This window comes from Pseudonocardia sp. DSM 110487, assembly GCF_019468565.1.
In the GTDB taxonomy this organism is placed as follows: domain Bacteria; phylum Actinomycetota; class Actinomycetes; order Mycobacteriales; family Pseudonocardiaceae; genus Pseudonocardia.
Window position 1 is genome coordinate 8,354,758 of record NZ_CP080521.1, and the last position, 26,424, is coordinate 8,381,181.

Genomic DNA, 26,424 nt, shown 5'->3' on the forward strand with positions numbered 1-26,424 from the left:
CCTGGCACGGAGGCCGCGCTCGACGACCCTTCCTGCCATGACAACCACGCACCCCCACCCCAACACCCGCACCAGCACCCGCAAGGCGCTCCGGTTCGCCACCCACTACCTCGAGATGGTCGTCGCCATGATCGTCGGGATGGTGGCGCTGGCCCCGCTCTGGCCCGCCGAGTGGGTCGCCCGCCCGGACGTGCACGCGATGACGATGGCGATCGACATGACGATCGCCATGGCGCTGTGGATGCGCATCCGGCGCCACTCGTGGCCGCGCACGGCCGAGATGAGCGCGACGATGTTCCTGCCGTTCGTCGTGCTGCTGGTGCCGTACTGGCTGGGCGCGATCTCCGCGATGACCGTCATGGTCGCCGCCCACGTGATCATGTTCCCGCTGATGCTGGCCGTCATGCTGTGGCGCCGGGCCGACTACTGGCACTGACATGAGAAGTCAGCTCTTCCATGCTGCTCGTGTCACTGCCCGTTTGTCTGCCTACGTGGTCGCTGTCCCGCTCGGCGCGCGGGATCCGAACCCTCCCGGTTCGTGTTACGGCGTCTGTTACATCAAATAATCACCAAGATCCTCGACCACCCCTCGTGGTAGCCGTCACACTCACTCGCCATGGCGGACACAGCCCCAGCACCAGCGCACAGTCAACCGGAACTCAAGCGAGCGATCGGCCCAGGGCTCCTGCTCTTCTTCGTCGTCGGCGACATCCTCGGCACCGGGATCTACGCCCTGACCGGTTCAGTTGCCGACGTGGTCGGCGGCGCCCTCTGGGCGCCGTTCCTCGGCGCGTTCGTGGTCGCGTTCCTGACCGCGTTCAGCTACCTGGAACTCGTCGGGAAGTACCCCGGCGCGGGCGGGGCGGCGCTGTACACGCACCGCGCGTTCGGCGTCCAGTTCCTGACGTTCATGGTCACGTTCACGGTGATGTGTTCGGGCGTGACGTCAGCGGCGTCGGCGGCCAAGGCGTTCGGCGACACCTACCTGAGGCAGTTCGCCACGCTGCCACTCTGGATCGTCGCACTGGCCTTCGTCGCGGGCCTCGCGATCATCAACTTCCGGGGCGTCGGCGAGTCGGTCAAGGCGAACGTGCTGCTCACCTGCATCGAGGTGAGCGGCTTGGCGATCATCATCATCGCCGGCCTCTGGGCGATCGGTGGCGGTCAGGGCGACGCCAGCCGGCTGACCGAAATCAACACCGGCGACACGGGGCCGTTCCTGGCGATCACCACTGCCGTCTCTCTCGCATTCTTCGCCATGGTCGGGTTCGAGGACTCGGTGAACATGGCCGAGGAGACCAAGGACCCGGTGAAGATCTTCCCTCGGGCGATGCTGCTCGGTATGGCCGTCGCCGGCACCATCTACGTGATCGTCGCGATCATCTCCTCGATGCTGCTGCCTTCGACCGCCCTGGCCGAGGCCGGTAGCGGTGCGCTGCTGGCGGTTCTCGAGGTCAGCGCGCCCGGCTTCCCGCTGCAGCTGTTCGCGGCGATCGGTCTGCTCGCCGTGATCAACTCCGCGCTGATCAACATGCTGATGGCGAGCCGCCTGCTCTACGGCATGGCCAACGAGCGCGTGCTGCCCAGCGTGTTCGCCACTGTGCACCCCACCCGCCGCACGCCGTGGGTGTCGATCGTGTTCAGCAGCGTCATCGCCTACATCCTGGTGGTGACCGTCGACCTGAGCGTGCTGGGCGGCACCACCGCGCTCCTGCTGCTCGCGGTGTTCACGATCGTCAACATCGCGGTGCTCGTGCTGCGCAAGCACAAGGCCGAGCACAAGCACTTCCGTGCCCCGACGTGGGCACCCGTCCTCGGCGTGTTCCTGTGCGGCTTCCTCGCCACTCCGCTGTCCGGCCGCCCGTGGAGCCAGTTCATCATCGCCGGCATCCTGATCGCAGTCGGCGCGGTGCTCTGGCTCATCAACCACCTGGTGGTCGGGAAGGTGGAGATGGATCCGAGTCACCTCGACGACAGCCGGGACCACCCGCACCCGATCGAACCGCCGAAGTAGACCGCTTCCGACCCGCCAGGGGTCGTGAGTGGATACGAGTGCTCCAGCGCATGTGCCGGCAGTCGTATCCACTCACGGCCCCTATTCCGGTTTCAGCGCGAAGTGGACCGTCCGGCCCGTCCTCCGCCTGCCCACCCAGTGGGCCAGTGGGACCAGCACGCCGTGCAGCAGCGGGTGCTTGCGCCTCAGCAGTCGCGCGGCCTCCCGCTCCTGCTCCCCGTCGAGCAGCCGGGCCGTGCCGCGGATCGCGGGACCCGTCGGGGCTCCCTTGAACGTTGACGGGGCCACCTCGACCGCGGGGTTGCGGCGCAGCCTGCGGGTCTTGCCGGCCTTGGCGAAGGAACGGAACACCGCGCGATGGCCGTCAACGGCGAGGCTCACTGGCGTGGTCACCGGCGTTCCGTCGCGGCGGTAGGTCGTGAGCGCCACCGTCCTCTGCGCCACGAAGGGCGCCAGCGCCGGGATCGGGGTCGAGGGCATCAGGGGTCTCCTCCAGTGGGTCGGACACCACCTGAGACGGAACGTCCCCCGAGCCTGTGACACGGGAGACCGGCCGCCCGCGCCTGTGCAGCGGCGCCGGCCACACCTCCTGGACCCCCGCGTTGAGGTACGCGCCGAGGATCACCGCCAGCGCGATGAAGTACATGCCGAGCAGGAAGGCGATCGGCGCGGCCAACGCTCCGTAGGTATAGCCGGTGCTGGTGACCCAGTCGAGGTAGAGCCGCAGACCGGTGGCACCCACCAGGAACACGACCGCCGCCAGCAACGCCCCTGGCAGGCCGCGATGCCACGGCGGTTTGAACGGCAGCGCGATCCTGTACAGCCCGGTGAGCGCCAGCACCAGCACCACGACGACCACCGGGAGGTAGACGACGGTCACCACCGCCCGTGCCGCCGGCTCGACCACGTCGGGCACGAGCGGCAGCAGGCGGTCGGGGCCGAGCGCCGCGACCGGGAGGAGCACGATGCCGACGGCGAGGCCCGCCAGGTAGAGCAGGATCGCGAGCGTGCGCTGCCACACCCAGCCGCGGACCGGGTACTGGTCGTGCGCCCTGGTGATCGCGTCGACGAACGTCGCCATCGCCGATGAGCCCGACCAGAAGCTCAGCACGAACCCGATCGAGACGACCTCGCCGCGCGCGGACGTGAGGATCTCGGCGACGGTGGGGACGAGGATCTCGTCGACGGCGTTGCGGCTGAACACCCCACTCGTGATCCGGATGATCCACTCCTGCACGGCGACGACCGTGTCCGGGCCGAACCAGCGCTCCACGTACCCGAGCGAGCCGAACAACCCGAGCAGCAGCGGCGGCAGCGACAGCGTCTGCCAGAACGCGGCCGACGCGGACTGGCTGAGCACGTCGTCGTCCCATGCCCGGGTCAACAGCCGGGTGATCAGGCGCCGGGCGGGACTCCCGGCGGACGCCACTACTACTCGCCGGCCGGCAACGGCCGTGACTGCCCGCCGTTGGTGAGCGGGATGCCGTCTGGGACGGCGGCGTCCGCGACCGCTTCGGCCGCGGCCTCCTCTGCCTTCGCCGCGTCCTCGGCGGCCTTGGCCGCCAGCTCGTCGTTGGGGCGCTGGTCCCGGGTGGCGGGCGAGCGCGGGACGGCCTCGGTGAAGGCCCGCGAGACGCCCTGCAACGCGGAAGTGACCTCGCTCGGGATCACCCAGAACGTGTTGCCCTCACCCTGAGCGAGCTGCGGCAGCACCTGCAGGTACTGGTAGGCGAGCAGCTTCGGGTCGGGGTCGTTGCGGTGCACCGCCTGGAACACCTCGTCGATCGCCCTGGACTGGCCCTCTGCCTTGAGGATCACCGCGGCCCGCTCCCCCTCGGCGCGCAGGATCGCGCCCTGCTTGTCGCCCTGCGCGGTGAGGATCTGCGACTGGCGGTGACCCTCCGCGGACAGGATGGCGGCGCGCTTGTCCCGCTCGGCGCGCATCTGCTTCTCCATCGCGTCCTTGATGGTCTTCGGCGGGTCGATGGCCTTGATCTCCACGCGGTTGACCCGCAGGCCCCACTTGCCCGTGGCCTCGTCCAGCACGCCGCGCAGCGTGCTGTTGATCCGGTCGCGGGACGTGAGCGTGCACTCCAGGTCCATCGAGCCAACCACGTTGCGCAGCGTAGTGACGGTGAGCTGCTCGACGGCCTGCAGGTAGCTGGCGATCTCGTAGGCGGCGGCACGCGGGTCCGTGACCTGGAAGTAGAGGACCGTGTCGATCTCGACGACCAGGTTGTCCTCGGTGATGACCGGCTGCGGCCGGAACGACACGACCTGCTCTCGCAGGTCGATCACCGGGTAGACACGGTCGATGTAGGGGATCACGAAGTTGAGACCGGGCTTCAACGTGCGCTGGTACCTGCCGAGCCGCTCGACGTTGCGCGCCCGCGCCTGCGGCACGATGCGCACGGTCCGCATGACGGTGACGACAGCGATCAGGGCGACGAGCAGGCCGACGATCATCAGGGCCAGATCCATGATCACTCCCTCGGATAGACGACGGCGGTGGCCCCGTCGATCTGCAGGACGTCGACCGTGGCGCCGGCCGGGATGACGACGGTGTCGTCCATCGCGCGCGCGGTCCACTCCTCGCCGCCGATCCGCACCCGGCCGTCCCGGCCGGTGACCTCCTGCACGACGTACCCCGGCTTGCCGACCAGTGCGTCCACCCCGAACGGGGCGCCGCCGCGCGGACCCGTCAGGTGCCGCCGCGCGAGCGGGCCCAGCATCACGACGCCGGCCACGGCCGCACCGGAGAACACGACGAGCTGCACCGGCACCGGCACCCCCAACGCCGCGGTGAGCGCGGTGATCAGGGCAGCGCCGCCGAGGATTCCCACCGCGGCGGTGAGCGTGAAGATCTCGAGGACGATGAGACCCACCGCAGCGATCAACCAGATGACCCACATGTCCACGGCCATCGGACCTCCCGCCCACGTCAATGAGGGGCTGACCACCTCAGTATGCGCCGCCGGACCAGGGAGAAGAAGGGTTCGCCTCCGAGCGGCGATCAGCCGACCCGGTAGCGCAGCCACACGAGATCGCGTTCCAGCGCCTCGGCAGCGATCAGTTCGAACGCCGCGGCCGACGCCTGCGCACCGCCGTGCCAGCTCTGCTGACCAGGACCGGCCAGCAGGGGGTGGACGAGCAGGCTCAGCTCGTCCAGCAGTCCGCGCCGCACCAGGGCACCGATCAGCCCGCCACCGCTGTCGACGCGCACGACGCGCGCGCCGTGGTGCTCGCCGAGCGCGGTGAGGGCCTCCGCGAGATCGACGCACTCTGCGCCCGCCACCAGCTCGGGCACCGCGTGGTGCGGCCGGGGCGGCGTGGCCGCGGCGCGCAGCGCGAGCACTCCCGACCAGTGGCCGACCGAGCCGAGGGCCTCCCATTCCCGCACGCGGGCCCTGCTGTCGACCACGGCCAGCAGTGGGGCACCCACGGGCGCTTGCCTGCGCGGCGCGGCACGCAGCGCCGGTTCCTGGGCCAGGATCGTGTCGGCGCCCGCCAACGTGACGTCCTCGGCCCAGGTGGCGGCCAGCTCGTAGAAGCGGCCGACGGCGGGAGCGAAGCCCGTGGTGGCGCCGTCGAGGGCGATCGCGACGTGGGCGACCACGTGGGGTCGGGCCATGCACTGACGGTAGGACGCGCATCCGACAGAAACATCCGTGGCACGCTCTGCCGGTGCGGGTGCTGGTGGTCGAAGACGACGACGGGGTGGCCGGCGCGGTGGTGGAGGCGCTCGGGACGCACGGCCACCGGGTCGAGCGGGTGGCGCGTGCCGCGGACGTGTGGCCGCACCTGCGCGACGCCGATCTCGTGCTGCTGGACCTCGGCCTGCCCGACGCCGACGGCATGGATGTGCTGCGCAGACTCCGCCGGATCGCGGCCACCCCCGTGCTGGTGCTGACCGCGCGGGACGCCGAGCGGGACGTCGTGCGCGGTCTGCGCCTCGGCGCCGACGACTACCTCGTGAAGCCGGTGCGGCTGCGGGAGCTGCTGGCGCGGGTCGACGCCGTCGTGCGACGCACTCGGCCGGCGGAAGGCCCGACCGGCGACGTGGTCGAGATCGAGGACCTGCAGGTGCACCTGGCCGCCCGCCGCGCCACGGTGGGTGGCGCGGACGTCGCGCTCACCGCGAAGGAGTTCGACATCCTCGCCGCGCTCGCCCGGCGGCCGGGCGCGGCCGTGAGTCGCCAGCAGCTGCTCGACGAGGTGTGGGGCGACGCGTACCTCGCGGTGAGCCGCTCCCTGGACGTCCACCTGGCGTCGCTGCGGAGCAAACTGGGCCGACCTGGACTCGTGTCGACGATCCGCGGCTTCGGCTACCGGCTGGGGCGCTGATGGAGTGGGTGGAGCGAACGGCGCATCGGCTCGCACCTTGCGAGCGAGCGGCACTCTCGCTCCATCAGTCGAGGGCGGCGCACTAGCGTGCGGCGTCGGCTTCTCGTCGTACTCCTCGCGTTCGCGCTCGCCGCCGTCGCCGGGTTCGCCGTCCCGCTGCTGCAGAGCACAGCGGCCGGACGCACCCAGGCGTTCGTGCTGACGCGGGCGGGCGACCTCGACCGGTTCGCCGCGCTCGCCCAGCAGGCCACCGGTCGAGCCGGGGCCGGCACCCTTGCTCAGGAGGTGCAGGCCCACCACACCGTCTACGGCGAGGGCGTCGCGGTCGTCGACCGATCGGGCCGGGCGATCGTGGAGGCCGGGCTGCGCGCCGACGACCCTGCCGTCGTCGCGGCCGTGGACGCGGCCCTGCGCAACCAGCCGGCGGCCCGGCAGGCGGGGCTGCGGCCGTGGTCGACCGGCCCGATCCTGTTCGCCCGCCCGATCGGCACCGGTACCCAGGTGGGAGGCGCGGTGGTGCTGCGGGCCGAGCCTGCGGCCGCGGCTGCCGACATCACCGCGGCGTGGGTGGCCGTACTGCTCGGTGCACTGCTGGCCGCCGCCGCGTGCGCGGCGCTCGCGCTGCTGCTCGCCCGCTGGGTGCTGCGACCGATCCGCGAGCTCGCGGCCGGCGTCGGGGAGGTCGCGGCGGGGCACCCCGGCGCGCACGTGTCCCCGCGCGCGGGCCCCACCGAGCTGCGCGCGCTCGCCGCCGCCTTCAACCGGATGTCCGACGCCGTCGCCACCAGCGCCGAGGAGCAGCGCAGGCTCGTCGCCGACACGTCGCACCAGCTGCGCAACCCGCTCGCCGCGCTGCGGCTGCGCGTCGACACCCTCGACCCGCACGTCGCCGCGGCCGGCCGCGCGACGTACCACTCCACCGTGGTGGAGCTCGACCGCCTCGAAGCGCTGCTCGACGGGCTGCTCGACCTCGCCGCCGCGGAGAGCCGCGCCACCGCCCTCGCCGTTGCGGCCCGGCCGGACGACCGCACCGAGCTGACGGCGGTCGTCGCGGAGCGCCTCGACGCGTGGCGCCCCGCCGCGGTACGGGCCGGTGTCGGGCTGCACGCGTCGGCTCCGGATCCCGTGGAGGCGGCCTGCACGGCTTCTGAGGTGGAGCAGCTGCTCGACGTGCTGCTCGACAACGCCGTCAAGTACGGCGGCCGCGGCGCCACGGTCGAGATCGCCGTCTGCCGCGGCGACGGGCTGGCGCTGCTCGAGGTGCGCGACGACGGTCCCGGCCTTCCGGCCGAGCAGCTGCGGCAGGCGACGCAGCGGTACTGGCGCGCCCCCGGCGGCACCGCGCGAGGCTCCGGGCTCGGCCTGCCGATCGCGGAGCGCCTCGTCACCGCGCGCGGTGGCACCCTGCGCGTCTCGTCCCCGCCGGACGCCGGCCTCGTCGTGACGATCGAGTTGCCGGCATGACCCGCGTCTCGCGCCGGGCGCTGCTGGGCGGCCTGCTCACCACCCCGCTCCTCGCGAGCTGCACGGGCACGACGACACCGCCCCTCCCGCTGGCGGCGGGCGAGCCGGGCGGCTTCTACGTCGAGTTCGGTGAGTTGCTCGCCTCCGCGCTCGCGGCGGCGGGCCTTCCCGCCGCTGTCGTGAACACCGGGGGCAGCGTGGACAACATCGAGCGGCTCCGCGATGGCACCGCCGCGCTCGGGCTCGTGCTCACCGACATCGCGCTCGCCGCCCGCAACGGGGACGAGCCGTTCGGCGTGCCGGTGCCGCTGCGGGCGATCGGCCGCGTCTACGAGAACTACATGCAGCTGGTGGTGCGGGCCGAGGACCCCGCCGTCAGCGCCGCCGACCTCGCAGGGCGCCCGGTCTCGCTCGGCGCCGTCGGCTCCGGCGCCGCCGTGTTCGGCGACCGGTTGCTCGCCGCGGTGGGCATCGCGGCGGACGTGACCCGCCGCCCGCTGCGCGACGCCGTCACCGCGCTCGAGTCGGGATCCACGGACGCGCTCCTGTGGTCGGGCGGGGTGCCGACACCCGCGCTCGCCGAACTCGCGGCGCGTCGCCCCGTCCGCTTGCTGCCGCTCGCCGAGCACCTGCCGCAGCTGCGTTCCCGCCACGGCGATGTCTACGGGGCGGTCACCGTGCCCGCCGACGCGTACGGCCCCGCCGCGCCGGTGCCGACCGTCGGCGTCGCGAACCTGCTGGTCTGCACCTCCGCCCTACCCCCGGCCACGGCAGGCGCCGTGGCCCGCACGCTCGTCGCCGCGGCCCCGGACCTGGTGCCGGAGTCGGCGCTTGGCACCCAGTACCTCGACCAGCGCTCGCTGATCGGCACAGGCGCGATCCCGCTGCACCCGGGAGCGGTAGCGGCGTACCGCGAGCTGCACGGGTAGGCGGTGGCCGCGCAGGACGTCGCCCAATACCCCAGGCGGACTTCTGGTCCAGCCGGACTTCGTGATCATTCCTCTGGTCGCCGGGCTCGGCCGCTCCTCGGCACGGCGGAGGCGCCGGCGCAACCCGCGTCGGCCTACGCAGCCCGTCGCAGGTCAGACACCCCGTCGACGGGGTGCGCCGCCCGAGAACGAGCGCGCCGGGCTCGACAGAGCCCGGACTGGGTGGCTCGGCGAGCCTGTGATCATCAGGTCGACGCCTTTCCCGACGCGAGGCGTCGGCTTTCGCGCCGAACCGCTGATCACCGCCTGGCTCGCGGTGCGTTGCGCGGAACGCACCTCCAGGGGGGTGCAGCCGGGTGCCGGACGCTTTCGTGGGCGCGCCGTGCCCGGCACCGGACAGCCCCGGGCCTCACCCACCAGCCCCCGGCCGCCGCCCACCACCGAAATCCGGCTGTAGGACTAAGGGCCCGTAAAGATCGCGCGCGAGCGCCGCGCGGCGGATCTACGGTCGGCGGGCGACAATCCCCGGCATCGACGAGGAGCGGGAGCGGATGAGTACGTCTGACACCACGGTGGCGAGGCCACCCGTTGGATTCGGAGCGAAGGTCAAGCAGGTCGGACCGGGGTTGCTCGCCGCGGCCGCCGGCGTCGGCGCAGGTGACCTCGTCGCCACGATGGTGGCGGGCGCCCGCTTCGGCACCGTGCTCCTGTGGGCGGCCGTGCTGGGCGCCGTGCTGAAGCTCGCGCTCGCAGAGGGCGTCGGCCGATGGCACCTCGCATCCGGCTCCACGCTGCTGGACGGCTGGCGGCGGCTCGGCCGCTGGGCCACCGTCTTCTTCGGTGTCTACATCGTGATCTGGGGGTTCGTGTACGGCGCCACCGCGATGTCCGCGGTGGGGCTCCCGCTGAACGCCCTGTTCGGTGGCCTCGACGTCCGGTACTGGGCCATGATCGCCGGTGTCGTGGGTCTCGTGCTGGTGTGGCTGCAGCGCTACGAGATCTTCGAGAAGTTCATCACCGTCCTGGTGCTGATCAAGTTCGTGTCGGTCGTCTCCGTGGCCTTCCTGGTGGCGCCCGACCTCCTGGACCTGGCAGGCGGTCTGGTCCCCCGGCTCCCCGACGGCTCGGTGATCTACGTGCTCGGCCTGATCGGCGGCGTCGGCGGCACGATCACGATGGCCGCGTACGGCTACTGGATGATCGCGAAGGGCTGGAAGGGCACCGGCTGGCTGTCGATGATGCGGCTCGACAACGCCGTCGGCTACACGATGACCGCGATCTTCGTGATCGCCATGCTCGTCGTGGGCGCCAACCTGCTGCTCGGCCAGGACCTCACCGAGAACGACAGGGGCCTGCTCGTGCTCGGCACCGAGCTGGGCACCCGGTACGGCGACTGGGCGCGGATCCTGTTCCTCGTCGGCTTCCTCGCGGTGACCACCACGTCCCTGCTCGGCGTGTGGAACGGCGTCAGCCTGCTGTTCACGGACTGGACGCGCGCCATCCGGCTGCCCCACGGCGCGGCGGCGGAGGTGGCGGCCGAGGCGTTGCGCACGGAACGGTCGACGGCAACCGAGACCGGATACGAGGCCAGGGCGGCCGAGCGCAGCACGCCGTTCCGGGCGTACCTGATCTGGCTGACGATCCCGCCGATGGCTCTGCTGTTCTTCGATCGCCCGTTCGCGCTCACGCTGATCTACGGCGTGCTCGGGGCCGCGTTCATGCCGTTCCTGGGGGTGACGCTGATCCTGCTGCTCAACTCCAAGCGGATCGCGGCGGACGGCCGGTCGGGCTGGCTGTCGAACGGGCTGCTCGGGTTGGCGTCGGCGCTCTTCGTCGTGCTGCTGGTGGCCGACATCTGGAACCGCGTCTCCTGACCACCGGCGTCGACGCGCCAGCGGGAGAGAGATTCACCCGGTCAGTGCAAGAGCATGAGCCCTTGCATGGCAAGAAACCTGTAGCTAGCATTGGAGGTATCCGAGCGGCACCCCGCGCTCGGGAGGCATCGCGCGATCATGGAAGGAGTGGCATGCGATGCTGATGCGCACCGACCCGTTCCGCGAGCTGGACCGGCTCACCCAGCAGGTGTTCGGCAACGTCCCCGGCACGTGGTCCCGACCCACCGCCATGCCGATGGACGCCTACCGGGACGGTGACCACTTCGTCGTCTGCTTCGACCTGCCCGGCGTTCCCGCCGACGCGATCGAACTGGACGTGGAGCGCAACGTGCTCACCGTCAAGGCCGAGCGGCGCCCGTTCTCGGGCGAGCACGTGGAGATGCAGGTGGCCGAGCGGCCGCTCGGCGTGTTCTCCCGCCAGTTGTTCCTCGGCGACACTCTCGACACCGACCACATCGACGCCTCGTACGACGCCGGCGTGCTGACGCTGCGGATCCCGATCGCCGAGAAGGCCAAGCCGCGCCGTATCTCGATCGCCGGCTCCGGCAGCGAGCCGAAGCAGATCGACGCCTGACGAACACCACTCGGACCGGCGGCCCCGACCGATCATCGGTCGGGGCCGTCGCCGTTCCGCGCTCCGATCCGCGCCTCGAGCTCGGCGATCCGCGTGCGAGCAGCGCTCAGCTCGTCCTGCAGCGCGACGATCCTGGCCGCCGCGTCGAGGTTCAGCCCTTCGTCGAACAGGGCGCGCATCCGCGTGGCCAGCACCAGCTGTCGCCGCGAGTAGCGCCGGTGGCCACCGCCGGAGCGAACCGGGATGAGGACGCCCGCTGCGTCCAGGCTGCGCAGGAAGGCAGGCTGCACGTCGAGCAGCTCAGCCGCCTGCCCCATCGTCATCGCGGGGTAGTCCTCGTCGTCGAGCTGGTCGACACCCACCGGAGAACCCCCTCCCCGCACACGACCGGGCCCGGTCGTGGAGACCGGGCCCGTGGATCAACATGACAACGGTATAGATGATCTCGATGCTCGACTGCCGTCCAGGCGACCACCTCCCGAGTCACTCGACTTCCATCGGAAGCTCGTGCAACACCAAAAACTGTAGTTCCGGCTGGAGATGGGGTCAAGCAGCTACGCCAGAAAACATGGTCCGTCCCTCGACCCGCTCCGCCTGCGGTCACCGTCACCAGGCGGTAGGGATCAGTCCTCCGCGCCCTCCCGGTCCTCGAGACCAACGGCCTTCCGCAGCTCCATGCGGTCGTCGCGCAGCTCGGGGTGGTCGGCGGCGAGCTTCTCCATCAGGTCCGACAGCCCCTCCGCGATGGCGTTCAGCTTCTTCTGCGACGCGTCGTCGGCGCGCTTCTGCGTGTTCTGCAGCAGCGCCACCAGCAGGAACGTCACGATCGTCGTGGCGGTGTTGATGATCAACTGCCACGTGTCGATGCTGGGCAGCACCACGAAGGACGGCGCCCAGAGCACGACGAGCAGCACGCAGAACATGAAGAACCACGGCCGGGAGACGAACTCGTTCACCGCCGACGCGAAGCGGTCGAAGATCGACAGCTTCCCCGTCACATCCGACGGCATCTCGCCGTCGTGTTTCCGCACCTCAGTGGCCGTCATCGCCGCCTCCGTTCCTCCGCGCCGATGATCGGGACTACCCGGACCCGTTGACAAGTAACTCTTTTACGTAAAAACTCTCTTCATCATGAAGGAGCTGTTGTTGGTCGACCGGTTCGACCAGGCGGAGGCGCTCTTCAAACCGCAACGGGTCGAGGTGCTGCGTCAGCTGGCCGAACCGCGCTCGTGTACGCAGGTGGGCGCCGTGCTCGGGCAGTCGGCGCAGCGCGTCTACTACCACGTGCAGCGGCTGCGGGATGCCGGCCTGATCGACCGGGTGGACGAGCGCCGCGTCCACGGCATCTCCGAGGGCATCTACCAGGCGGTCGCACGCTCGTACTGGCTCTCCCCGCGCCTTGTCGGCCCGATCGGCGGACGTGGCGCGCAGGACCAGCTGAGTCTCGGCTACCTGCTGAACCTCGTCGAGGACGTGCAGACCGACCTCGTGCGGCTGGAGGGCCGCCCCGTCGGCGATCTCTCCACGCTCGGCGTCTCGGGCGAGATCCGGTTGCCTCCCGGCGCCCGCAAGGCGTTCCTCGACGACCTGCGCTCGACGCTCCAGGACCTGTTCGCACGCCACGGCGGCAGCGAAGGCGAGGTGTTCCGGCTCGCCGTGGCCTGTTACCTCAAGGAGGCCCACGATGAGTGACCCGACCACTGCCGAAGGCACGCACGTGCTCGGCCTGCAGGCCCGGCTCCCGGTACCTTCGGCCACCGCGTTCCACGCGCTCACCGACCCGCCTTCCCTGCGGGAGTGGCTCGCGGACGAGGCGGACGTCGATCTCGACGCCGGACACTTCGAGTTCTGGGGTCGCCGCGTCCCGCAGGGCGAGCGGGGGCGGCACCGCCTCGTCACGGCGGAACCGGACCACCTGCTCGCGTTCACGTGGACGCTCGACGGGATCGAGACGGAGGTCCGGATCGAGCTGGCGCCCGCCGGTGAGCACACGGCGCTGGCCCTGCGCCAGTACCGGATGCCGACGCTCGACGAGCTGATGGCCCCGCAGGGCCGCCGGGACGGCCGGCATTCCATGCACACGTTCTGGGGCCTCGCGCTCGTCGAACTCGCCGAGCACCTCGCCGGGCGCGCACCCACCCTGCGCGCCGACTTCGACCCCGACCGGTCCCGCGAGATCCGCGCGGAGCTCGACATCGCCGCCCCGCCGGAGCGCGTCTTCGCATCGCTCGTCGAGCCCGCGCAGGTGGAGCGCTGGTTCGGCTGGGCACCCGAGATCGACCCCCGGCTCGGCGGGCGGATCTCGTTCGGGCTCGACGGCGAGATCAGCGAGTTCGAGCCGGGCGAGATGCTCGTCTACGCCGACGGGGCGGGTGCGGTCGTGCGGTGGGAGCTCGCCGGCTCAGGAGGCGGAACGCACCTGACGTTCGTGCAGAGCGGGTTCGGCGCCGACGAACTCGACAGCGCGGCCCAGCACGAGGCCGGGTGGCTCGCGGGCCTCGCCGAGCTGCGTCGCATGCACGAACTCGGCGCGGACTGGACTCCGGTGAGCACCGACCTACCGGAGGAACGCGAGTGATCAGTTACCGACCGGCGCCGCCGCGGCCAATCCCGTGACCATGCCGCGGAAGATCCGGGTCAGCGCGATCCGGTAGATCCAGCCCGTGCCGGGGCGACCGGGGAAGAACGTCGCGCTCCACCGGATGTGCGTGCCCGTCCCGGCCGGGGTCAGCTCGACGACGGCTCGGTAGTCGCGCAACGGCAGCCCGGAGAGCAGCGTGTAGCTCAGCCTGCCGGTCGGTTCCCGCTCCACGATCTCCTCCCGGACACAGTGGCGACCCGTGACGAACCGCGCAATGCCACCGAGCGCGTCCGGGTTGCCGCCCTCGCCGAGCCGCTCCGCGGTGTGCGACCCGAGGGGCGACCACGACGGCCACGTGGACCGGTCGGAGAGCAACGCCCAGACCTCCTCAGGCGACGCCTCGGTCGTCGTCTCTGCGGCGATGCGCTGGATCCTCATGTCACCCTCCCGATGAACAGCTCGACGGCCTCGTCCGCGCCCGCGCGGTCACCCGTGGCCAGCAGGTCGAGCAGCAGCCCGCGGACGGCCGCAAGGCCGAGCCGGGCGGTGGCCCGCGCCTCGTCGGCGGGTAGCCCGCGGTCGACGAGGAGCGCGCTGAGCTGGCCGAGCCATGCCGGGACGACCCAGGTCAGCATCGGCGCCGCGCCCGGGTCGCCCTGCAGCGCGCGGCCGTACAGCTCGAAGAAGAGCCGCTCGTGCGGGTGCAGGCGGGGATCGGCCACGCGCTCCCACATGCGCCGGGACAGGTCTGCCACCGACGCGTCAGGGTCGGCGGCGAGCTCGGCCATCGCGGCGCGCTGCTGCTCCTCGACGCTGCGCACGATCGCGAGCAGGAGCCCGTCCCGGGACCCGAAGTGGTAGATCAGCATCCGGTGGCTGGTGCCGATCGCCGACGCGATGCCGCGCAGGGTGGCACCGCCGAGGCCGTGCCCGGCAAGGTGGGTGATCGCCGACGACAGCAGCGCCGCCTTCGCGTCCCCCTCCACGGAGGCGACTGTACCACTTGGTACACCCCTCCGGTGGTCGAGTAGGGACGGCGCCCCCAGCGCCTCCGCTACTCGACCGGCGAGGGACGGCTATGGCGCCGGGACGTTCACCGCCGCGAGCACATCCGCCACCCGGACCGGGGCGCCGGTGCGGGCCGACTCGTAGACCGCCTGCACGGTGGCCAGCGCGAGCAGGGCGTCGTCGAGCGTGACGCCGGGGCGGCGGCCGGTGCGGATCGCCTCGACGATGTCGCGGTACTGCCGCGCGTGGCCGGTGAACATCGGGCCATGGGCCGGATCGGCCTCCTCATCGGCGGGCAGGACGAGCGCGGTCTGGTCGGAGCGGTCGCCCTTGTCGGCGCTGACCCCCGCGTCCCCCGCGGCCTCGGCGGACGCCAACTCCTTGCTGTGGAAGTAGCGGAGCCGGTCGTCGTCGATCACGGCGGAGCCGGCGTCGCCCAGCACCTGCAGCCGGACGGAGAGGCCGGGGTAGGCGGCCGTGGTGGCGTGCAGGGTGGCCAGCGCGCCGGACTCGAACCGCACGACCGCGGCCACCGTGTCCTCCACCTCGACCCGCTCGTGCGCGAGGAGCCCGGTCTGCGCCGTCACCTCGACCGGCGTGCCGAGGAACCACAGCAGCAGGTCGACGGTGTGCACGCCCTGGTTCATCAGCGCGCCGCCACCGTCGAGCTCCCACGTGCCCCGCCACGCGCCGGAGTCGTAGTAGGACTGGCTGCGCCACCAGGACACCGTCGCGACGGCCGATGTGATCCGGCCGAACCGGCCCGCGCTGATCGCGTCGCGCACCACGACGCTCGCCGGGTCGAAGCGGTGCTGGCTGATCACCGTGACCACGGTGCCCTCGGGCGCCGCCGCTGCGGCCGCCGCGATCGGCGCTGCCGCCTCGACCGTGACGTCGACCGGCTTCTCCACCACGACGTGGCGGCCCGCCTGCAGGGCGGCCACGGCGATCTGCGCGTGCGCCCCGCTCGGCACGCAGATCGCCACCGCGTCGACGTCGTCACGGGCCAGTGCCGCGTCCAGCGAGGTGGTGACCGGCGTGGCGCCGCCGAGCCGCGCGGCGACGGAGTCGGCCGCGGCGATGTCCGGGTCCACCAGCACGCTCACCGCGGTGTCCGGATCCGCCGCGAGCACCTCGGCGTGCAGCGTGCCGATGACCCCGCAGCCGACGACCGCGAACCGCACCGTCACCGGTACTCCACCCCCACCTTGTCGAGGATCGCCGTGAACGCGACGGTCGCCCGCCGGAAGTGGTGCTCGCCGGAGAACCCGCCGAGCGAACCCGCGGTGGCCAGGTGCGGCTCCATCGAGCAGAACCCGTCGTAGCCGTCGGCGACGAGCGCCCGCACGGTGGCCTCGACCTCGCCGTCGCCCTCGCCCGCCGGCACGACAGTGCCGTCGGCCAGCAGCGCGTCCTTCACCTGCAGGTACTCCAGGTGCGGGCGCAGGCTCTCGTAACCCTCGGTGAACGGGGTGACACCCACCTGCACGAAGTTGGCCGGGTCCCACGCCAGCCGCAGCTTCGGCGAACCGACCGACTCCAGGATGTCGAGGCAGCGCTGCGGGGTGTCGCCGTAGATCTCCTTCTCGTTCTCGTGCAGCAGCACGACGTCGTGCCCATCGGCCTCGGCGGCGAGCGCGGCCATCCGGCGCAGCACCTCGTCGCGGTGCGCCGACGGGTCGTCACCCTTCGGGATGAAGAAGGAGAACAGCCGGATGTAGGGCGCCTGCAGCACCTCGGCGACGTGCAGGGCGCGGCGCATCCGCACCAGGTGGGCGTCGAAGTCGTCGAGCACCCCGATCTTGCCGATCGGCGAGCCGACCGATGAGGTGCCGATGCCGGCGCTCTCGAGCGTCGCCCGCACCTTCTCCAGCTGGTCGTCGTCGAGGTCGAGGACGTTCGTATCCCACGCGCTGCGGAACTCGATGTGGCGGATCCCGAGGTCGGTGAGCACCCGGCACTGCTCGTCCAGGTCGGGGGAGATCTCGTCGGCGAAGCCGGAGAGGGTCCACATACTGCTGCACTCCCGTCTGAGCGCCGTTCGATCGGGGCGCCCGACGACTGAGCGTAGTCGGCGGCGGTGGCGGCGCTTGCCTTTCGGGCATCGCGGGTAGGCGATGGCCATGGCCTCGACAGCTCCAGGAACGGCACCGCCGCGCCCCCGTCCACGGGTCGTGATCGTCGGAGGGGGGTTCGCCGGCCACGGCGCCGCGCGGTCGCTCGCGAAACGGGCAGGCGACACGGCCGAGATCGTTCTGATCAACCCCACCGACTACTTCCTCTACCTGCCGCTGCTGCCGGAGGTCGCGGCAGGCGTGATCGACCCGCGCCGGATCACGGTGCCGCTGGCCGCCACCCTGCCCGGCGTGCGGGTGGTGCTCGGGGAGGTCGACAGGGCCGACCTCGACGCGCGCCGGGTCGCGTGGACCGACCCCGAGGGCGGTCGCCACGAGCTGGGCTACGACCGGCTCGTGGTCGCAGCGGGCAGCGTCAACAAGCTGCTCCCCATCCCCGGGGTCGCCGAGCACGCGCACGGTTTCCGGGGCATCCCGGAGGCGCTCTACCTGCGCGACCACATCACTCGCCAGATCGAGCTGGCCGCCTCCACCGACGATCCGGCGGAGCGGGAGGCGCGCTGCACGTTCGTCGTGGTCGGCGCGGGCTACACCGGCACCGAGGTCGCCGCGCAAGGCCCGCTGTTCACCGACGCGCTGGTGCGCCAGCACGGCGCGCTGCGCGACCAGCCCGTTCGCTGGATGCTGCTCGACCTGGCCGAGCGCGTGCTGCCCGAGCTCGACCCGCGGCTCTCGCGCACCGCGGACCGCGTGCTGCGCGAGCGCGGCGTCGAGGTGCGCACCGGCCAGTCGGTGCGGGAGGCCACCCACGAGCACGTATGCCTCACGACCGGCGAGAAGGTGCCCACCCGCACGCTGGTGTGGTGCGTCGGGGTGCGCCCCGACCCGCTCGTGGAGGGGTTCGGGCTTCCCACGAACAAGGGCCGGCTCGTCGTCGATGCACAGCTGACCGTCCCCGGGCACCCCGACGTGTCCGCGTGCGGCGACGCGGCCGCGGTTCCCGACCTGACCCGTCCCGGTGACGTGACGGCCATGACCGCGCAGCACGCCGTGCGGCAGGGCAAGCTCGCGGGCCGCAACGTCGCCGCGTCGCTCGGGCACGGCACGGCCCGCACCTACCGCCACCACGACCTCGGCTTCGTGGTCGAGCTGGGCGGGCGCGAGGCCGCCGCCAACCCGCTGCACGTGCCGCTCGCCGGGCTCGCCGCGAAGGCGGTGACCCGCGGCTACCACCTGCTGTCCATGCCGACCAACCGCACCCGGACCGCGGCCGACTGGCTCCTCGACGCGGTGCTGCCCCGCCAGACCGTGCAGCTAGGGCTGGTCCGGGGGCCGAACGTGCCACTGGAGACCGCGTCACCCGAACTGGAGCACGCCTCGCGGTGATCCGGGAGTAGCTTCCGCCCCATGGATCGGGAGAAGGTCGCGCTGACCGGCGCCCCGGAGACGATGCTCGCAACCCTCTACGCCCGCGCGCTCGACAGCCACGCCCCGCGCTCGATCCTGCACGACGAGGCGGCCGCGCGTGCCGTCGAGCGGATCGAGTACGACTTCCGCCGCACGGGGATCACGGCCACGACCGCGGCGGGCGTCGCGCTGCGCGGCCGGCAGCTCGACACGTGGACCCGCGAGTTCATGGCCGCGCACCCGGAGGCCACCGTGCTGCACCTCGCGTGCGGGCTCGACACCCGCGCCCAGCGCCTGGGTGTCCCACCCGGCGTCCGGTGGATCGACCTCGACCACCCCGATGTCATCGCGCTGCGCGAGCGGTTGCTGCCGCCCCCGCCGGGCGACTACCACCTCGTTCGCGGCTCGGTCACGGACGAGGGCTGGCTGGACTCGGTGCCGGCCGACCGCCCGACCGTGGCGGTGCTCGAGGGCCTCACGATGTACCTCCGCGAGGAGGACGGCCGGCGGCTGATCGAGCGGATCACCGGGCGGTTTCCCAGCGGGCAGCTGCTCTTCGACTGCTACGGCACCATCGGCATCCGGCTGCAGAAGCTCGTGCCCGCCGTGCGCAACGCGGGCGCCACCCTGCACTGGGGCATCGACGACCCCCGCGAGCTCGAGGCGTGGCACGAGCGGCTGGTGCTGCTCGATTCGCTGCGCAGTGTCGACATGCCGGGCCTGGACCTGCTCCCCACGGCGGGCCGAATCCAGATGCGGGTGCTCGCGCTGCTGCCGAAACTCCGGGACGTCGGGCGGATCTTGCGCTACCAGTTCTGACAGCTGCCCGCACACCGATATCTGCGCTCACGCACCCGAGTTACGATCGCGGGATCGTGACCGACGGCAGCGAAGACGGGTAGGAAAATGCTACGCCGACGATGGAGCCAATCGAGATGAGCGCGTCGACGGATACGAACGAAGGTCCGGACACCACGTTGAACAAGCGCTCGGGTCCGTCGAGTCCCGCCGTTGCGATCAAGCAAGCTCGCCGACTCCTGAAGCAGGGAAACTTCGGAAGGGCACGCGCAGCCCTCGGCTTCACAGCCAGTAGCACGACAGTCGAGATCGCCCGCCTCCGCGCGCTTGCGGACGTTGCGTCCGCCGAGAGCAAGCACGCGGAAGCCGCAGATATCTACGGCAAGGCGCACGCATTGTCTCCACAGACGATCGACGTCGCGCTCGACTACATCGACCGCTTGACGGACGTCGGAACCACTGCGATCGCCTACTCCGTGTTCCGCGCCCTACCGGAAACCTCCAAAGACAGCCAGAAGGCTTTACGCAACCTCTACTGGATTTATCGTTTCAATTCTTGGAATGCACACGCGAGCAAGCTGCAGTCGGAACACTCGGTCGTAGTTCCCGGGTTTCAACGACGCATTCGTGACTTGGCCCGACTTCCAGCGAGGCCACTACTGCTCCGCATCGAGCGTCGACTGATCGCCGACTTCGAGTACGAGATCGACAGGTTGTCATCCTTGCAGGCGCTGGGCATTCGCGACCCAGGTCGACGGTACCGCGCCTTTATGGATGTCGAAGCAGCGATCTTGAGCTCGTCCCGCACCAGCGCTCGGATCCACCTGGTGGGGAAGTTCGGCCTGCGGGCACTCTGGCTACTCGCATTCATCGGCGTGATCGCGTACTTCGTGTTCTCGGTAGGTGGAGGCGAGGTGACGCCGGAACTCATCATCGGCCCCGTCCTAGCTGCTTCGTGCTTCGGTCTCGGGGGATGGGCCTGGGGAAAGTCGCAGTCCGCGCTGACCGGCTTGGCGTACGTCATCTTACTCAGTCTTGTGGTCGGCGGATTGGGGGCGCTGATTCTCGGGCTTGCACCCGTGCCAATCCTGTCCATTACAGGATTCGCTTTGATCGCCGGCTCCGTGATCACGACCACCGCAGGCCTTGTCACTTTTGTTTTCAGCATCGGCGCCGCTCAGGCCAGACAGAAGGCAGCGGAGCGCAATGCCAGAGGCGCGATCATCCAGCGTCTTGCCGACCTCCTGTCAGACACAGACGAAGCAAGGGTGTCCGGTAGCGGCATATCAGGTTCCTACTGCGCCCTGCGACTCGAAGAGATCGCAATACTCCTGGAACACGGCATGGTCCAGGAACTGAGAACGTATGACCATCGGACGGATGAATGGCTAGGCGATCGACTCCGCGGCGCAGCCGAGGCGTTGCGGCACACAAAGCGACTTGCCCTGTCCCCAGACGGCATGAGCTATGCGAGAATGAGTCGCCTTCTCCGACAGCAACTGCTGGCCGTTGCCACCGATAATTGGATGAATGCCGCCTATCGACCGCCGCCACCGAAGACGGTACGAAGATGGCAGGACAAGTTGACCTCATCCCTTCGAGTCATCGCCGTCGCCGCGCTGCCCGGTATCGCGCTCCTGGCAATGAGCCCGTGGACGGACTTCGGTACCGATATCGGGAATTGGGCCCGTATCGCGGCCCTCGGCTGGGCAGTTCTCACGCTCATCTGGGCGATAGACCCAGCGGTACGAGACAAGGTCGATGTGGCACGGGGAATCGCCACGTCAATCCGGGAGTTCGGTGGAGGAAAGGTGAGCGCAGGAGAGCCGGGAGGAGACTCTCAGAAGACCCCGTAGGGTGTGCCAGCACCAGGATCGTGCCCGCCCGCGTGGAAGCCGTCAGCGCACCAGCCGGAAGAACGCCCGCAGTTCGCCCGCGAACAGTTCCGGCTGCTCCATCGCCGCGAAGTGGCCGCCGCGGTCGGGCTCGTTCCAGTAGCGGATGTCGGTGAACCTCCGGGCCGCCCACCGCCGGGACGGACGTGGGTTCTCGTGGGCGAACACCGAGCAGCCGGCCGGCACGCGCACCTCGTCGGTGGTCTCGCCGGCGAACGTGCGCTGCACCTCGCGGAAGCTCTCCCAGTACAGCCGAGCCGCCGAGGCGCCGGTGCCGGGCAGCCAGTAGAGCATCAGGTTGTCCAGCAGTTTGTCGCGCGTGAGCGTGCTCGCCGGGTCGGCCCACGCGTGGAACTTCTCGACGATCCACGCGGCCAGCAGGGCGGGCGAGTCGACGAGTCCGTAGCCGATCGTCTGCGGGCGGGTGGTCTGCTGCATCGAGTAGCCGTCGCCGTCCCCCTGGCCGCGGGCGAGGTCGTCGAGGGCGGCCTGCTCGCCCGCGGTGAGGTCGTCGAAGGTGGCCGGGTCGGGCGCGGCCAGCGGCGGGACGAGGTGGATGCCCGCGACGTGCGCCGCGTCGAGCTTGCCGATCCAGGTGCTGACGGACGTGCCCCAGTCGCTCCCGGCCGCGCCGTACCGGTCGTAGCCGAGCCGGGCCATGAGCTGCGCCCACGCCGCGGCGATGCGCTGCACGGTCCAGCCGCGTCTCGCGGGCTTGTCGCTGAACCCGTACCCGGGCAACGACGGGCACACGACGTGGAAGCGGGTCGGCCCCTCGGTGAGCAGCGCAATCACGTCGAGGAACTCGACGACGGAGCCGGGCCAGCCGTGCGTCAGCACCAGCGGGATCGCGTCCGGATGCGGCGAGCGGACGTGCAGGAAGTGGATGCCGAGCCCGTCGATCTCGGTGCGGAACTGCGGCATCGCGTTCAGGCGCGCCTCGGTGGCTCGCCAGTCGTAGCCGTCGGCCCAGTAGGCGCACAGCTCCCGCAGGTACTCGAGGGGCACGCCCTGCGCCCAGCCGTCGACGGTCTCTGGTTCGGGCCAACGGGTGCGCCGCAGCCGGTCGCGCAGGTCGGCGAGCTCGGCGTCGGGCACCGCGATGTGGAACGGGGTCACGGACACGAGGGCTCCCTCCGTGCGGCCGTCGCGAGCGCGACGGCGAGTGGCAGTACGGCGAGCAGGTACGCCGCGCGCAGGTCGAGCGCCGCGCCGAGGGCGGCGAGGACCACCGGCGCGACGAGGATGGCGGTGCCGGACGCGAGCGCCCCGAAGGCCGGACCGCGAACCGCCGACATGCCCGGCACCTGGACGAGCCGGGCGAGCGTGACGGGGTAGAACGCGGCCGTGCCCAGCCCGGCGACGACCAGGCCCGCGATGACCGGCACGGGCGCGTCCGGCACGGCGACGGCGAACGTGCCTGCGACGACCACGGCGCACCCCACGGGCACGACCGGGAACCCGCGGCCGATCAGCCACGGGGCCCCGTACCGGCCCGCGGCCATCCCGAGCAGGAACGCGACGGCCGCGACCCCAGCAGGGCCCGCCGCCAGCCCGGCGTCCTGCAGCCGGGCGGCGGCCCAGATCGTGAAGCAGAACTCGATCGACACCCCGAGCACCACCGCGGCCCACGCGACCGCGACGCGGCGGGAGACCGGCCGGGACGCCGGCGGGGCGGGCCCGGTCGGCACGGGCGCAGCCGGCGCGGGCCCCGCGGCCCATCCCGCGAATGCCGCGAGGGCCACGAGCGGCGGCACGGCGATCAGCAGCGCGAGCCGGCCATTGCCCAACTGCACGTCCAGCATCCCGACGGAGAGCGGCCCGAGGATGCCGCACACGCTGGAGACGGCGTTGACCTGCGACATCCGGGACCCGACGGCCGGACCGCGCAGCAGGGCGGGCGTGACCATGACCAGCCCGGCGGCCCCGGTCCCGAGCAGCAGCGCGCCGGCAGCCGCGAGGAGGGCCGTCGGCCCGGTGGCGAGCAACGCCGCCCCCGCCGCGGCGACGAGCGCGGAGCCACGCAGCACCGGTCTCGGCCCGCGCCGCAGCAGCACCTGCCCCGCGGCGCCCATGAGCAGCAGCCCGACGCCGAACGACGACGAGAGCCAGACGAGTTCCTCGGGCGGGCGGTCCAGGTCGCGGGCGAGCAGCACGAGGCACGCGCCGAGGCTGTTGATCGTGAAGCCGACGGCGGCCGGCCCCGACGCGACCCGCAGGACGACGTTGTCGCGCCGTACCGATGATTCGCTCATGGATGGGCCAGCAGGAGTGCCTGCTGCGGGGCGAGGCGCACGACGCCCGTCGGCGGGCGGTCGGGGGTGACGGCCGGGTCGTCCGTGTCGAACAAGGCGGGAGCGGGCGTGCCGCTGGATCGCGTGCACGTCACGGCCGCACGCGGGCCCGCTCCAGCAGGTGCGCGAGCTGCGCGAGGTCGGCGATCTTCAGGTCGCCGTCGAGGCCGCGGAGCGCGGCCGTGCGCATGCCTGCCGCCCGGCCGGAGGCGAGGCCGGGCTCGCTGTCCTCCACCACCAGGCACGCCCCCGGCTCGACGCCGAGCCGTCCCGCCGCGATCAGGAACCCCTCCGGGTCGGGCTTGCCCCGCCGCACCTCCTCGACCGTCACCAGCAGCGGCGGGTCGATCCCCGCCGCGCCGAGGCGCGCCTTGGCCAGCCGCACGTCCGCGCTGGTCACGACCGCCCATGGCAGGCCCAGCCGGTCAAGCGCGGCGAGCAGCTCGGACGCACCGGGGGCCGCGACGACGTCCGCGAGGTCGTCGTACTGGAGGTCCATCTGGCGCTGCGCGGAGACCGCGACGGCTCGGTCGTCCAGCGCGGGGAGCAGCCGGCGCACGGTGGGTTCTGGCGGGCTGCCGTGGACGGTCGGGAGCACGTCCACCGGATCGAGGCCGTGCTCGACCGACCAGGTGGTCCACGCCCGCTCGACGGATGCGTCGGAGTCGACGATCGTGCCGTCCATGTCGAGCAGGACCGCTCGTACCGACGTCATGTCCATGGGATCCTCCGATTAAACTCGGAGTTCGAGCATAATCCTGGAGGGAGGGGCGATGGCAAGCCCGCGCTGGCACGGGGCGCTCGCCGTGCTCGCCGAGATGCGCCGCAGCCCCGGCGCGACGCGAGCCGCTGTGGCACAGCGGCTCGGGCTCTCCAGCGGCTCAGCCACCGACATCACCGCCCGGCTGCGCGAGCTCGCGCTGCTGACCGAGACCCCGGCCGCCGCCGCCGGTCGCGGCAGGCCCACCACCGTGCTCACCCCGCACCCGGACGGACCGGTCGTCATCGCCGTCGACCTGCGCCACGAGGACTGGCGCTGCGCGGTCGCGGGCCTCGACGGCCGCCCCGCCCCGCTGGACGCCGCCCCGCATGCCAGCCGCGAGCCCGAGCGGGCCGTGGCTGCTATCGGGCAGGCGATCCGGCGGGTGCACGCCCGCCTCGGGGATCAGGTTCGCGCGGTCGGCGTCGCGGCGGCGGCCACTGTGCGGGACGGGCGCATCGTGCAGGCGTCCACGCTGGGCTGGGGCCCCGTCGACCTCACCCCGCTCGGGCTGCCCGGCATCCCGCTGCGCATCGACAACGACGCCACCCTTGCCGGCGTCGCCGAGGCGCGCGGCGGCGCGGGTGCGGGCGCCTCCACCGCGCTGCACGTCACGGTGGAGGTCGGGGTGGGCGGCACGCTCGTGGTCGACGGGCAGCCGGTGCGGGGGGCCACCGGGGCGGGCGGCGAGTTCGGCCACCTGCCCCTCGGCGACCGGAGGCTGCGCTGCCCGTGCGGCGCGCTCGGCTGCTGGGACATGACCGTCGACGGCCGCGCGCTCGCCCGCCACATCGGCGACCCTCCGCCGCGCGACCCGCGCACGTACGCCCTCGCCGTGCTCGCCCGCACCGACCAAACCGCCCGGGCCGCCGTGGATCGGGCGGCGGAGAGCCTCGGCCGGGGCATCGCCGGACTCGTCAACGCCCTCGACCCGGAAGTCGTGACGCTCGGCGGGCTCGCGGCGCCGCTGCGCGCGGCCGCACCGGGAGCGTTCGCCGACGCGTTCGCCGACGGGTTGATGACGTTCCGCCGGGGGGCTCCTCCCCCGCTCCGGGCCGCCGCCCTCGGCGACGACGCCGCGCTGCACGGGGCGGCCGCGACGGCACTGGACGCGGTGCTGACCGAGGAGTCCCTCTCGACGTGGGCGCGGCTGCGCGGCGCCTGAGGCCGTTACGACACGACGAGCGTGACCGACATGGTGTTCGTCCCCACCACGCCGCACGAGAGGACGCTCGCCCCATGACAGAGCTGCCCGCCCTGCCCGAGGACTCCTTCCAGAGGGTGCTCTGCGTCGTCGCGCACCCGGACGACATGGAGTACGGCACCTCCGCCGCTGTCGCGCGCTGGACCGCGCGCGGGATCGACGTCGCCTACCTGCTACTCACCCGCGGGGAAGCCGGAATGCCGAACCCGCCCGAGGAGACCGCGCGCCTGCGCCTCGCCGAGCAGCGCGCCGCCTGCGCGGCCGTCGGCGTCACGGAGCTGACCGTGCTCGAGCACCCCGACGGCATGCTCGTCTACAGCCTCGACCTGCGCCGCGACATCTGCTGGGCCATCCGCCGGTTCAAGCCGGACGCCGTGATCAGCGGCGGGTACGAGATCGAGTCGCCGATGGGCTTCGACCAGGCCGACCACCGGGCCGCCGGACTGGCCACGATCGACGCGGTGCGCGATGCCGGCAACCGGTGGGTCTTCGCCGAGCAGATCGACGACGAAGGCCTCGAGCCGTGGAGCGCCCGCTGGATTCTCATCCCGGGGCTCGTCGGCGGTCTCGAGGTGACGCACGGTGTGGACGTCACCGGCGAACCGCTGCAGCGCGGGATCGCCTCGCTGGAGGCGCACGCCGCATATCTGGCGGCGCTCCCCGACCACCCGGCGCCCGCGGACTTCATCCCGACGTTCCTCGCGCTGAACGGGAAGGCGATGGGGGTCGAGCACGCCGTGCTGTTCCGCGCCCACGACCTGCAAGCGCCGCCGGACCCCCTCACCGAGTCCCTCGCCGACTGACGCGTGCGGCGGCGAGGTAGCCGGAGATCGCGTCCCGGTTGCGGACGAGGCACTCGATGCGCGCGGACATGCGGGCGTGCTCGCGTTCCAGGATCGCGATCGTCTCCGGCGTCGCGTCGGAGACGTGGATCGCCCCCGTGGTGAGGCACGGGAGGATCTGCTTGATCACGCGGGTGGGCAGCCCCGCGTCGAGCAGGCCCCTGATCTGCCGGACCCGGTCCACGCAGGCCTCGTCGTAGTCGCGGTACCCGTTCACGCCGCGGCCCGCGGTGATCAGCTCCTGCTCCTCGTAGTAGCGCAGCAGCCTGCGGGACGTGCCGGTACGTTCCGCCAGCTGCCCGATGCGCATGTGCCCCACCTCATATCGACCTTCACACCG

General features: G+C 71.8%; 30 protein-coding genes. 14 read left to right on the top strand and 16 right to left on the bottom strand.

What is annotated here, in order from left to right; translation table 11 throughout:
- Nucleotides 1-37 precede the first annotated feature (37 nt).
- Together K1T35_RS39160 and K1T35_RS39165 are read left to right on the top strand one after the other, a co-directional pair.
- Nucleotides 38-436, top strand: coding sequence for a hypothetical protein (locus K1T35_RS39160; protein WP_220256735.1), 399 nt, complete (start codon nt 38-40; stop codon nt 434-436).
- A 180-nt stretch (nt 437-616) separates the two neighbouring features.
- Nucleotides 617-2,014, top strand: a complete 1,398-nt coding sequence (locus K1T35_RS39165) for an APC family permease (RefSeq protein WP_220256736.1) — start codon at nt 617-619, stop codon at nt 2,012-2,014.
- An 81-nt stretch (nt 2,015-2,095) separates the two neighbouring features.
- Here the strand turns inward: K1T35_RS39165 and K1T35_RS39170 are convergent, their stop codons facing one another.
- The 5 genes from K1T35_RS39170 to K1T35_RS39190 form a co-directional block, all read right to left on the bottom strand.
- Nucleotides 2,096-2,494 (bottom strand): PPOX class F420-dependent oxidoreductase, encoded by a 399-nt coding sequence (locus K1T35_RS39170; RefSeq protein ID WP_220256737.1) that lies wholly within the window; start codon nt 2,492-2,494, stop codon nt 2,096-2,098.
- On the bottom strand, nt 2,379-3,443 hold the full coding sequence (locus K1T35_RS39175; RefSeq protein ID WP_220256738.1) for a YihY/virulence factor BrkB family protein: 1,065 nt from the start codon (nt 3,441-3,443) through the stop codon (nt 2,379-2,381). Before K1T35_RS39175 ends, K1T35_RS39170 begins: the two co-directional genes overlap by 116 nt.
- 2 nt (nt 3,444-3,445) lie before the next feature.
- Nucleotides 3,446-4,495 (bottom strand): SPFH domain-containing protein, encoded by a 1,050-nt coding sequence (locus K1T35_RS39180; protein WP_220256739.1) that lies wholly within the window; start codon nt 4,493-4,495, stop codon nt 3,446-3,448.
- 2 nt (nt 4,496-4,497) lie between these two features.
- A complete protein-coding gene (locus K1T35_RS39185) occupies nt 4,498-4,938 on the bottom strand; it encodes an NfeD family protein (RefSeq protein WP_255621214.1) in 441 nt (146 codons plus the stop codon).
- A gap of 89 nt (nt 4,939-5,027) precedes the next feature.
- On the bottom strand, nt 5,028-5,645 hold the full coding sequence (locus K1T35_RS39190) for a dihydrofolate reductase family protein (protein ID WP_220256740.1): 618 nt from the start codon (nt 5,643-5,645) through the stop codon (nt 5,028-5,030).
- A 53-nt stretch (nt 5,646-5,698) separates the two neighbouring features.
- Between K1T35_RS39190 and K1T35_RS39195 the strand changes: the two genes are divergently transcribed.
- The 5 genes from K1T35_RS39195 to K1T35_RS39215 all read left to right on the top strand — a co-directional run bounded on the left by K1T35_RS39195 (nt 5,699) and on the right by K1T35_RS39215 (nt 11,220).
- Nucleotides 5,699-6,358: a response regulator transcription factor gene (locus tag K1T35_RS39195; RefSeq protein ID WP_220256741.1), complete on the top strand. Its 660-nt coding sequence runs from the start codon at nt 5,699-5,701 to the stop codon at nt 6,356-6,358.
- 87 nt (nt 6,359-6,445) lie between these two features.
- Entirely contained in the window at nt 6,446-7,822 is a 1,377-nt protein-coding gene (locus tag K1T35_RS39200; protein WP_220256742.1) for a HAMP domain-containing sensor histidine kinase, read from the top strand.
- Entirely contained in the window at nt 7,819-8,751 is a 933-nt protein-coding gene (locus tag K1T35_RS39205) for a TAXI family TRAP transporter solute-binding subunit (RefSeq protein ID WP_220256743.1), read from the top strand. Before K1T35_RS39200 ends, K1T35_RS39205 begins: the two co-directional genes overlap by 4 nt.
- A 551-nt stretch (nt 8,752-9,302) precedes the next feature.
- Nucleotides 9,303-10,625, top strand: coding sequence for an Nramp family divalent metal transporter (locus K1T35_RS39210; RefSeq protein WP_220256744.1), 1,323 nt, complete (start codon nt 9,303-9,305; stop codon nt 10,623-10,625).
- Between the two features lie 157 nt (nt 10,626-10,782).
- The gene (locus K1T35_RS39215; RefSeq protein WP_220256745.1) at nt 10,783-11,220 is read left to right on the top strand and encodes an Hsp20/alpha crystallin family protein; all 438 of its coding nucleotides are present in this window, start codon (nt 10,783-10,785) and stop codon (nt 11,218-11,220) included.
- Nucleotides 11,221-11,252: 32 nt separating this feature from the next.
- Here the strand turns inward: K1T35_RS39215 and K1T35_RS39220 are convergent, their stop codons facing one another.
- Complete coding sequence (locus K1T35_RS39220; protein ID WP_255621215.1) at nt 11,253-11,582, bottom strand: helix-turn-helix domain-containing protein; 330 nt, start codon at nt 11,580-11,582, stop codon at nt 11,253-11,255.
- A gap of 261 nt (nt 11,583-11,843) precedes the next feature.
- Nucleotides 11,844-12,266, bottom strand: a complete 423-nt coding sequence (locus K1T35_RS39225) for a low affinity iron permease family protein (protein WP_220256746.1) — start codon at nt 12,264-12,266, stop codon at nt 11,844-11,846.
- 85 nt (nt 12,267-12,351) lie between these two features.
- Between K1T35_RS39225 and K1T35_RS39230 the strand changes: the two genes are divergently transcribed.
- Nucleotides 12,352-12,912: a helix-turn-helix domain-containing protein gene (locus K1T35_RS39230; RefSeq protein WP_220256747.1), complete on the top strand. Its 561-nt coding sequence runs from the start codon at nt 12,352-12,354 to the stop codon at nt 12,910-12,912.
- Nucleotides 12,905-13,798, top strand: coding sequence for an SRPBCC domain-containing protein (locus K1T35_RS39235; RefSeq protein ID WP_220256748.1), 894 nt, complete (start codon nt 12,905-12,907; stop codon nt 13,796-13,798). The genes K1T35_RS39230 and K1T35_RS39235 overlap by 8 nt, the downstream gene beginning before the upstream one ends.
- On the opposite strand, the gene K1T35_RS39240 is transcribed toward K1T35_RS39235, so the two are convergent.
- The 4 genes from K1T35_RS39240 to K1T35_RS39255 all read right to left on the bottom strand — a co-directional run bounded on the left by K1T35_RS39240 (nt 13,799) and on the right by K1T35_RS39255 (nt 16,823).
- Complete coding sequence (locus tag K1T35_RS39240; protein ID WP_220256749.1) at nt 13,799-14,239, bottom strand: SRPBCC family protein; 441 nt, start codon at nt 14,237-14,239, stop codon at nt 13,799-13,801. It lies immediately after the preceding gene.
- A complete protein-coding gene (locus tag K1T35_RS39245) occupies nt 14,236-14,787 on the bottom strand; it encodes a TetR/AcrR family transcriptional regulator (protein ID WP_220256750.1) in 552 nt (183 codons plus the stop codon). The genes K1T35_RS39240 and K1T35_RS39245 overlap by 4 nt, the downstream gene beginning before the upstream one ends.
- Nucleotides 14,788-14,877: 90 nt before the next feature.
- On the bottom strand, nt 14,878-15,999 hold the full coding sequence (locus K1T35_RS39250; protein WP_220256751.1) for a Gfo/Idh/MocA family protein: 1,122 nt from the start codon (nt 15,997-15,999) through the stop codon (nt 14,878-14,880).
- On the bottom strand, nt 15,996-16,823 hold the full coding sequence (locus K1T35_RS39255; protein WP_220256752.1) for a sugar phosphate isomerase/epimerase: 828 nt from the start codon (nt 16,821-16,823) through the stop codon (nt 15,996-15,998). The genes K1T35_RS39250 and K1T35_RS39255 overlap by 4 nt, the downstream gene beginning before the upstream one ends.
- A 109-nt stretch (nt 16,824-16,932) precedes the next feature.
- Here K1T35_RS39255 and K1T35_RS39260 point away from each other — a divergent pair, with 109 nt between their 5' ends.
- The 3 genes from K1T35_RS39260 (at nt 16,933) to K1T35_RS39270 (ending at nt 20,945) form a co-directional block, all read left to right on the top strand.
- On the top strand, nt 16,933-18,270 hold the full coding sequence (locus K1T35_RS39260; RefSeq protein WP_220256753.1) for an NAD(P)/FAD-dependent oxidoreductase: 1,338 nt from the start codon (nt 16,933-16,935) through the stop codon (nt 18,268-18,270).
- A 21-nt stretch (nt 18,271-18,291) separates the two neighbouring features.
- Complete coding sequence (locus tag K1T35_RS39265) at nt 18,292-19,110, top strand: class I SAM-dependent methyltransferase (protein ID WP_220256754.1); 819 nt, start codon at nt 18,292-18,294, stop codon at nt 19,108-19,110.
- Nucleotides 19,111-19,226: 116 nt separating this feature from the next.
- Nucleotides 19,227-20,945 (top strand): hypothetical protein, encoded by a 1,719-nt coding sequence (locus K1T35_RS39270; RefSeq protein ID WP_220256755.1) that lies wholly within the window; start codon nt 19,227-19,229, stop codon nt 20,943-20,945.
- A 42-nt stretch (nt 20,946-20,987) separates the two neighbouring features.
- Here K1T35_RS39270 and K1T35_RS39275 read toward each other — a convergent pair whose 3' ends face one another.
- From K1T35_RS39275 to K1T35_RS39285, 4 genes are read right to left on the bottom strand one after another with little or no spacing between them, the layout of a single operon-like run.
- Nucleotides 20,988-22,109 carry an epoxide hydrolase family protein gene (locus tag K1T35_RS39275; protein ID WP_255621216.1) on the bottom strand — a complete coding sequence of 374 codons (1,122 nt, stop codon included), beginning with the start codon at nt 22,107-22,109 and terminating at the stop codon, nt 20,988-20,990.
- Nucleotides 22,100-23,239, bottom strand: a complete 1,140-nt coding sequence (locus K1T35_RS49475; RefSeq protein ID WP_255621217.1) for an MFS transporter — start codon at nt 23,237-23,239, stop codon at nt 22,100-22,102. Before K1T35_RS49475 ends, K1T35_RS39275 begins: the two co-directional genes overlap by 10 nt.
- On the bottom strand, nt 23,236-23,373 hold the full coding sequence (locus K1T35_RS39280; RefSeq protein ID WP_220256757.1) for a hypothetical protein: 138 nt from the start codon (nt 23,371-23,373) through the stop codon (nt 23,236-23,238). The genes K1T35_RS49475 and K1T35_RS39280 overlap by 4 nt, the downstream gene beginning before the upstream one ends.
- A complete protein-coding gene (locus K1T35_RS39285) occupies nt 23,370-23,993 on the bottom strand; it encodes an HAD-IA family hydrolase (RefSeq protein WP_255621218.1) in 624 nt (207 codons plus the stop codon). Before K1T35_RS39285 ends, K1T35_RS39280 begins: the two co-directional genes overlap by 4 nt.
- Nucleotides 23,994-24,051: 58 nt before the next feature.
- On the opposite strand from K1T35_RS39285, the gene K1T35_RS39290 reads away from it, so the two are divergent.
- Nucleotides 24,052-25,203 (top strand): ROK family transcriptional regulator, encoded by a 1,152-nt coding sequence (locus tag K1T35_RS39290; protein WP_220256759.1) that lies wholly within the window; start codon nt 24,052-24,054, stop codon nt 25,201-25,203.
- A 74-nt stretch (nt 25,204-25,277) separates the two neighbouring features.
- A complete protein-coding gene (locus tag K1T35_RS39295; RefSeq protein WP_220256760.1) occupies nt 25,278-26,045 on the top strand; it encodes a PIG-L deacetylase family protein in 768 nt (255 codons plus the stop codon).
- Here the strand turns inward: K1T35_RS39295 and K1T35_RS39300 are convergent.
- On the bottom strand, nt 26,023-26,394 hold the full coding sequence (locus K1T35_RS39300) for a MerR family transcriptional regulator (RefSeq protein WP_220256761.1): 372 nt from the start codon (nt 26,392-26,394) through the stop codon (nt 26,023-26,025). The two genes, K1T35_RS39295 and K1T35_RS39300, sit on opposite strands and share 23 nt — an antisense overlap.
- Between the last annotated feature and the right edge of the window lie 30 nt (nt 26,395-26,424).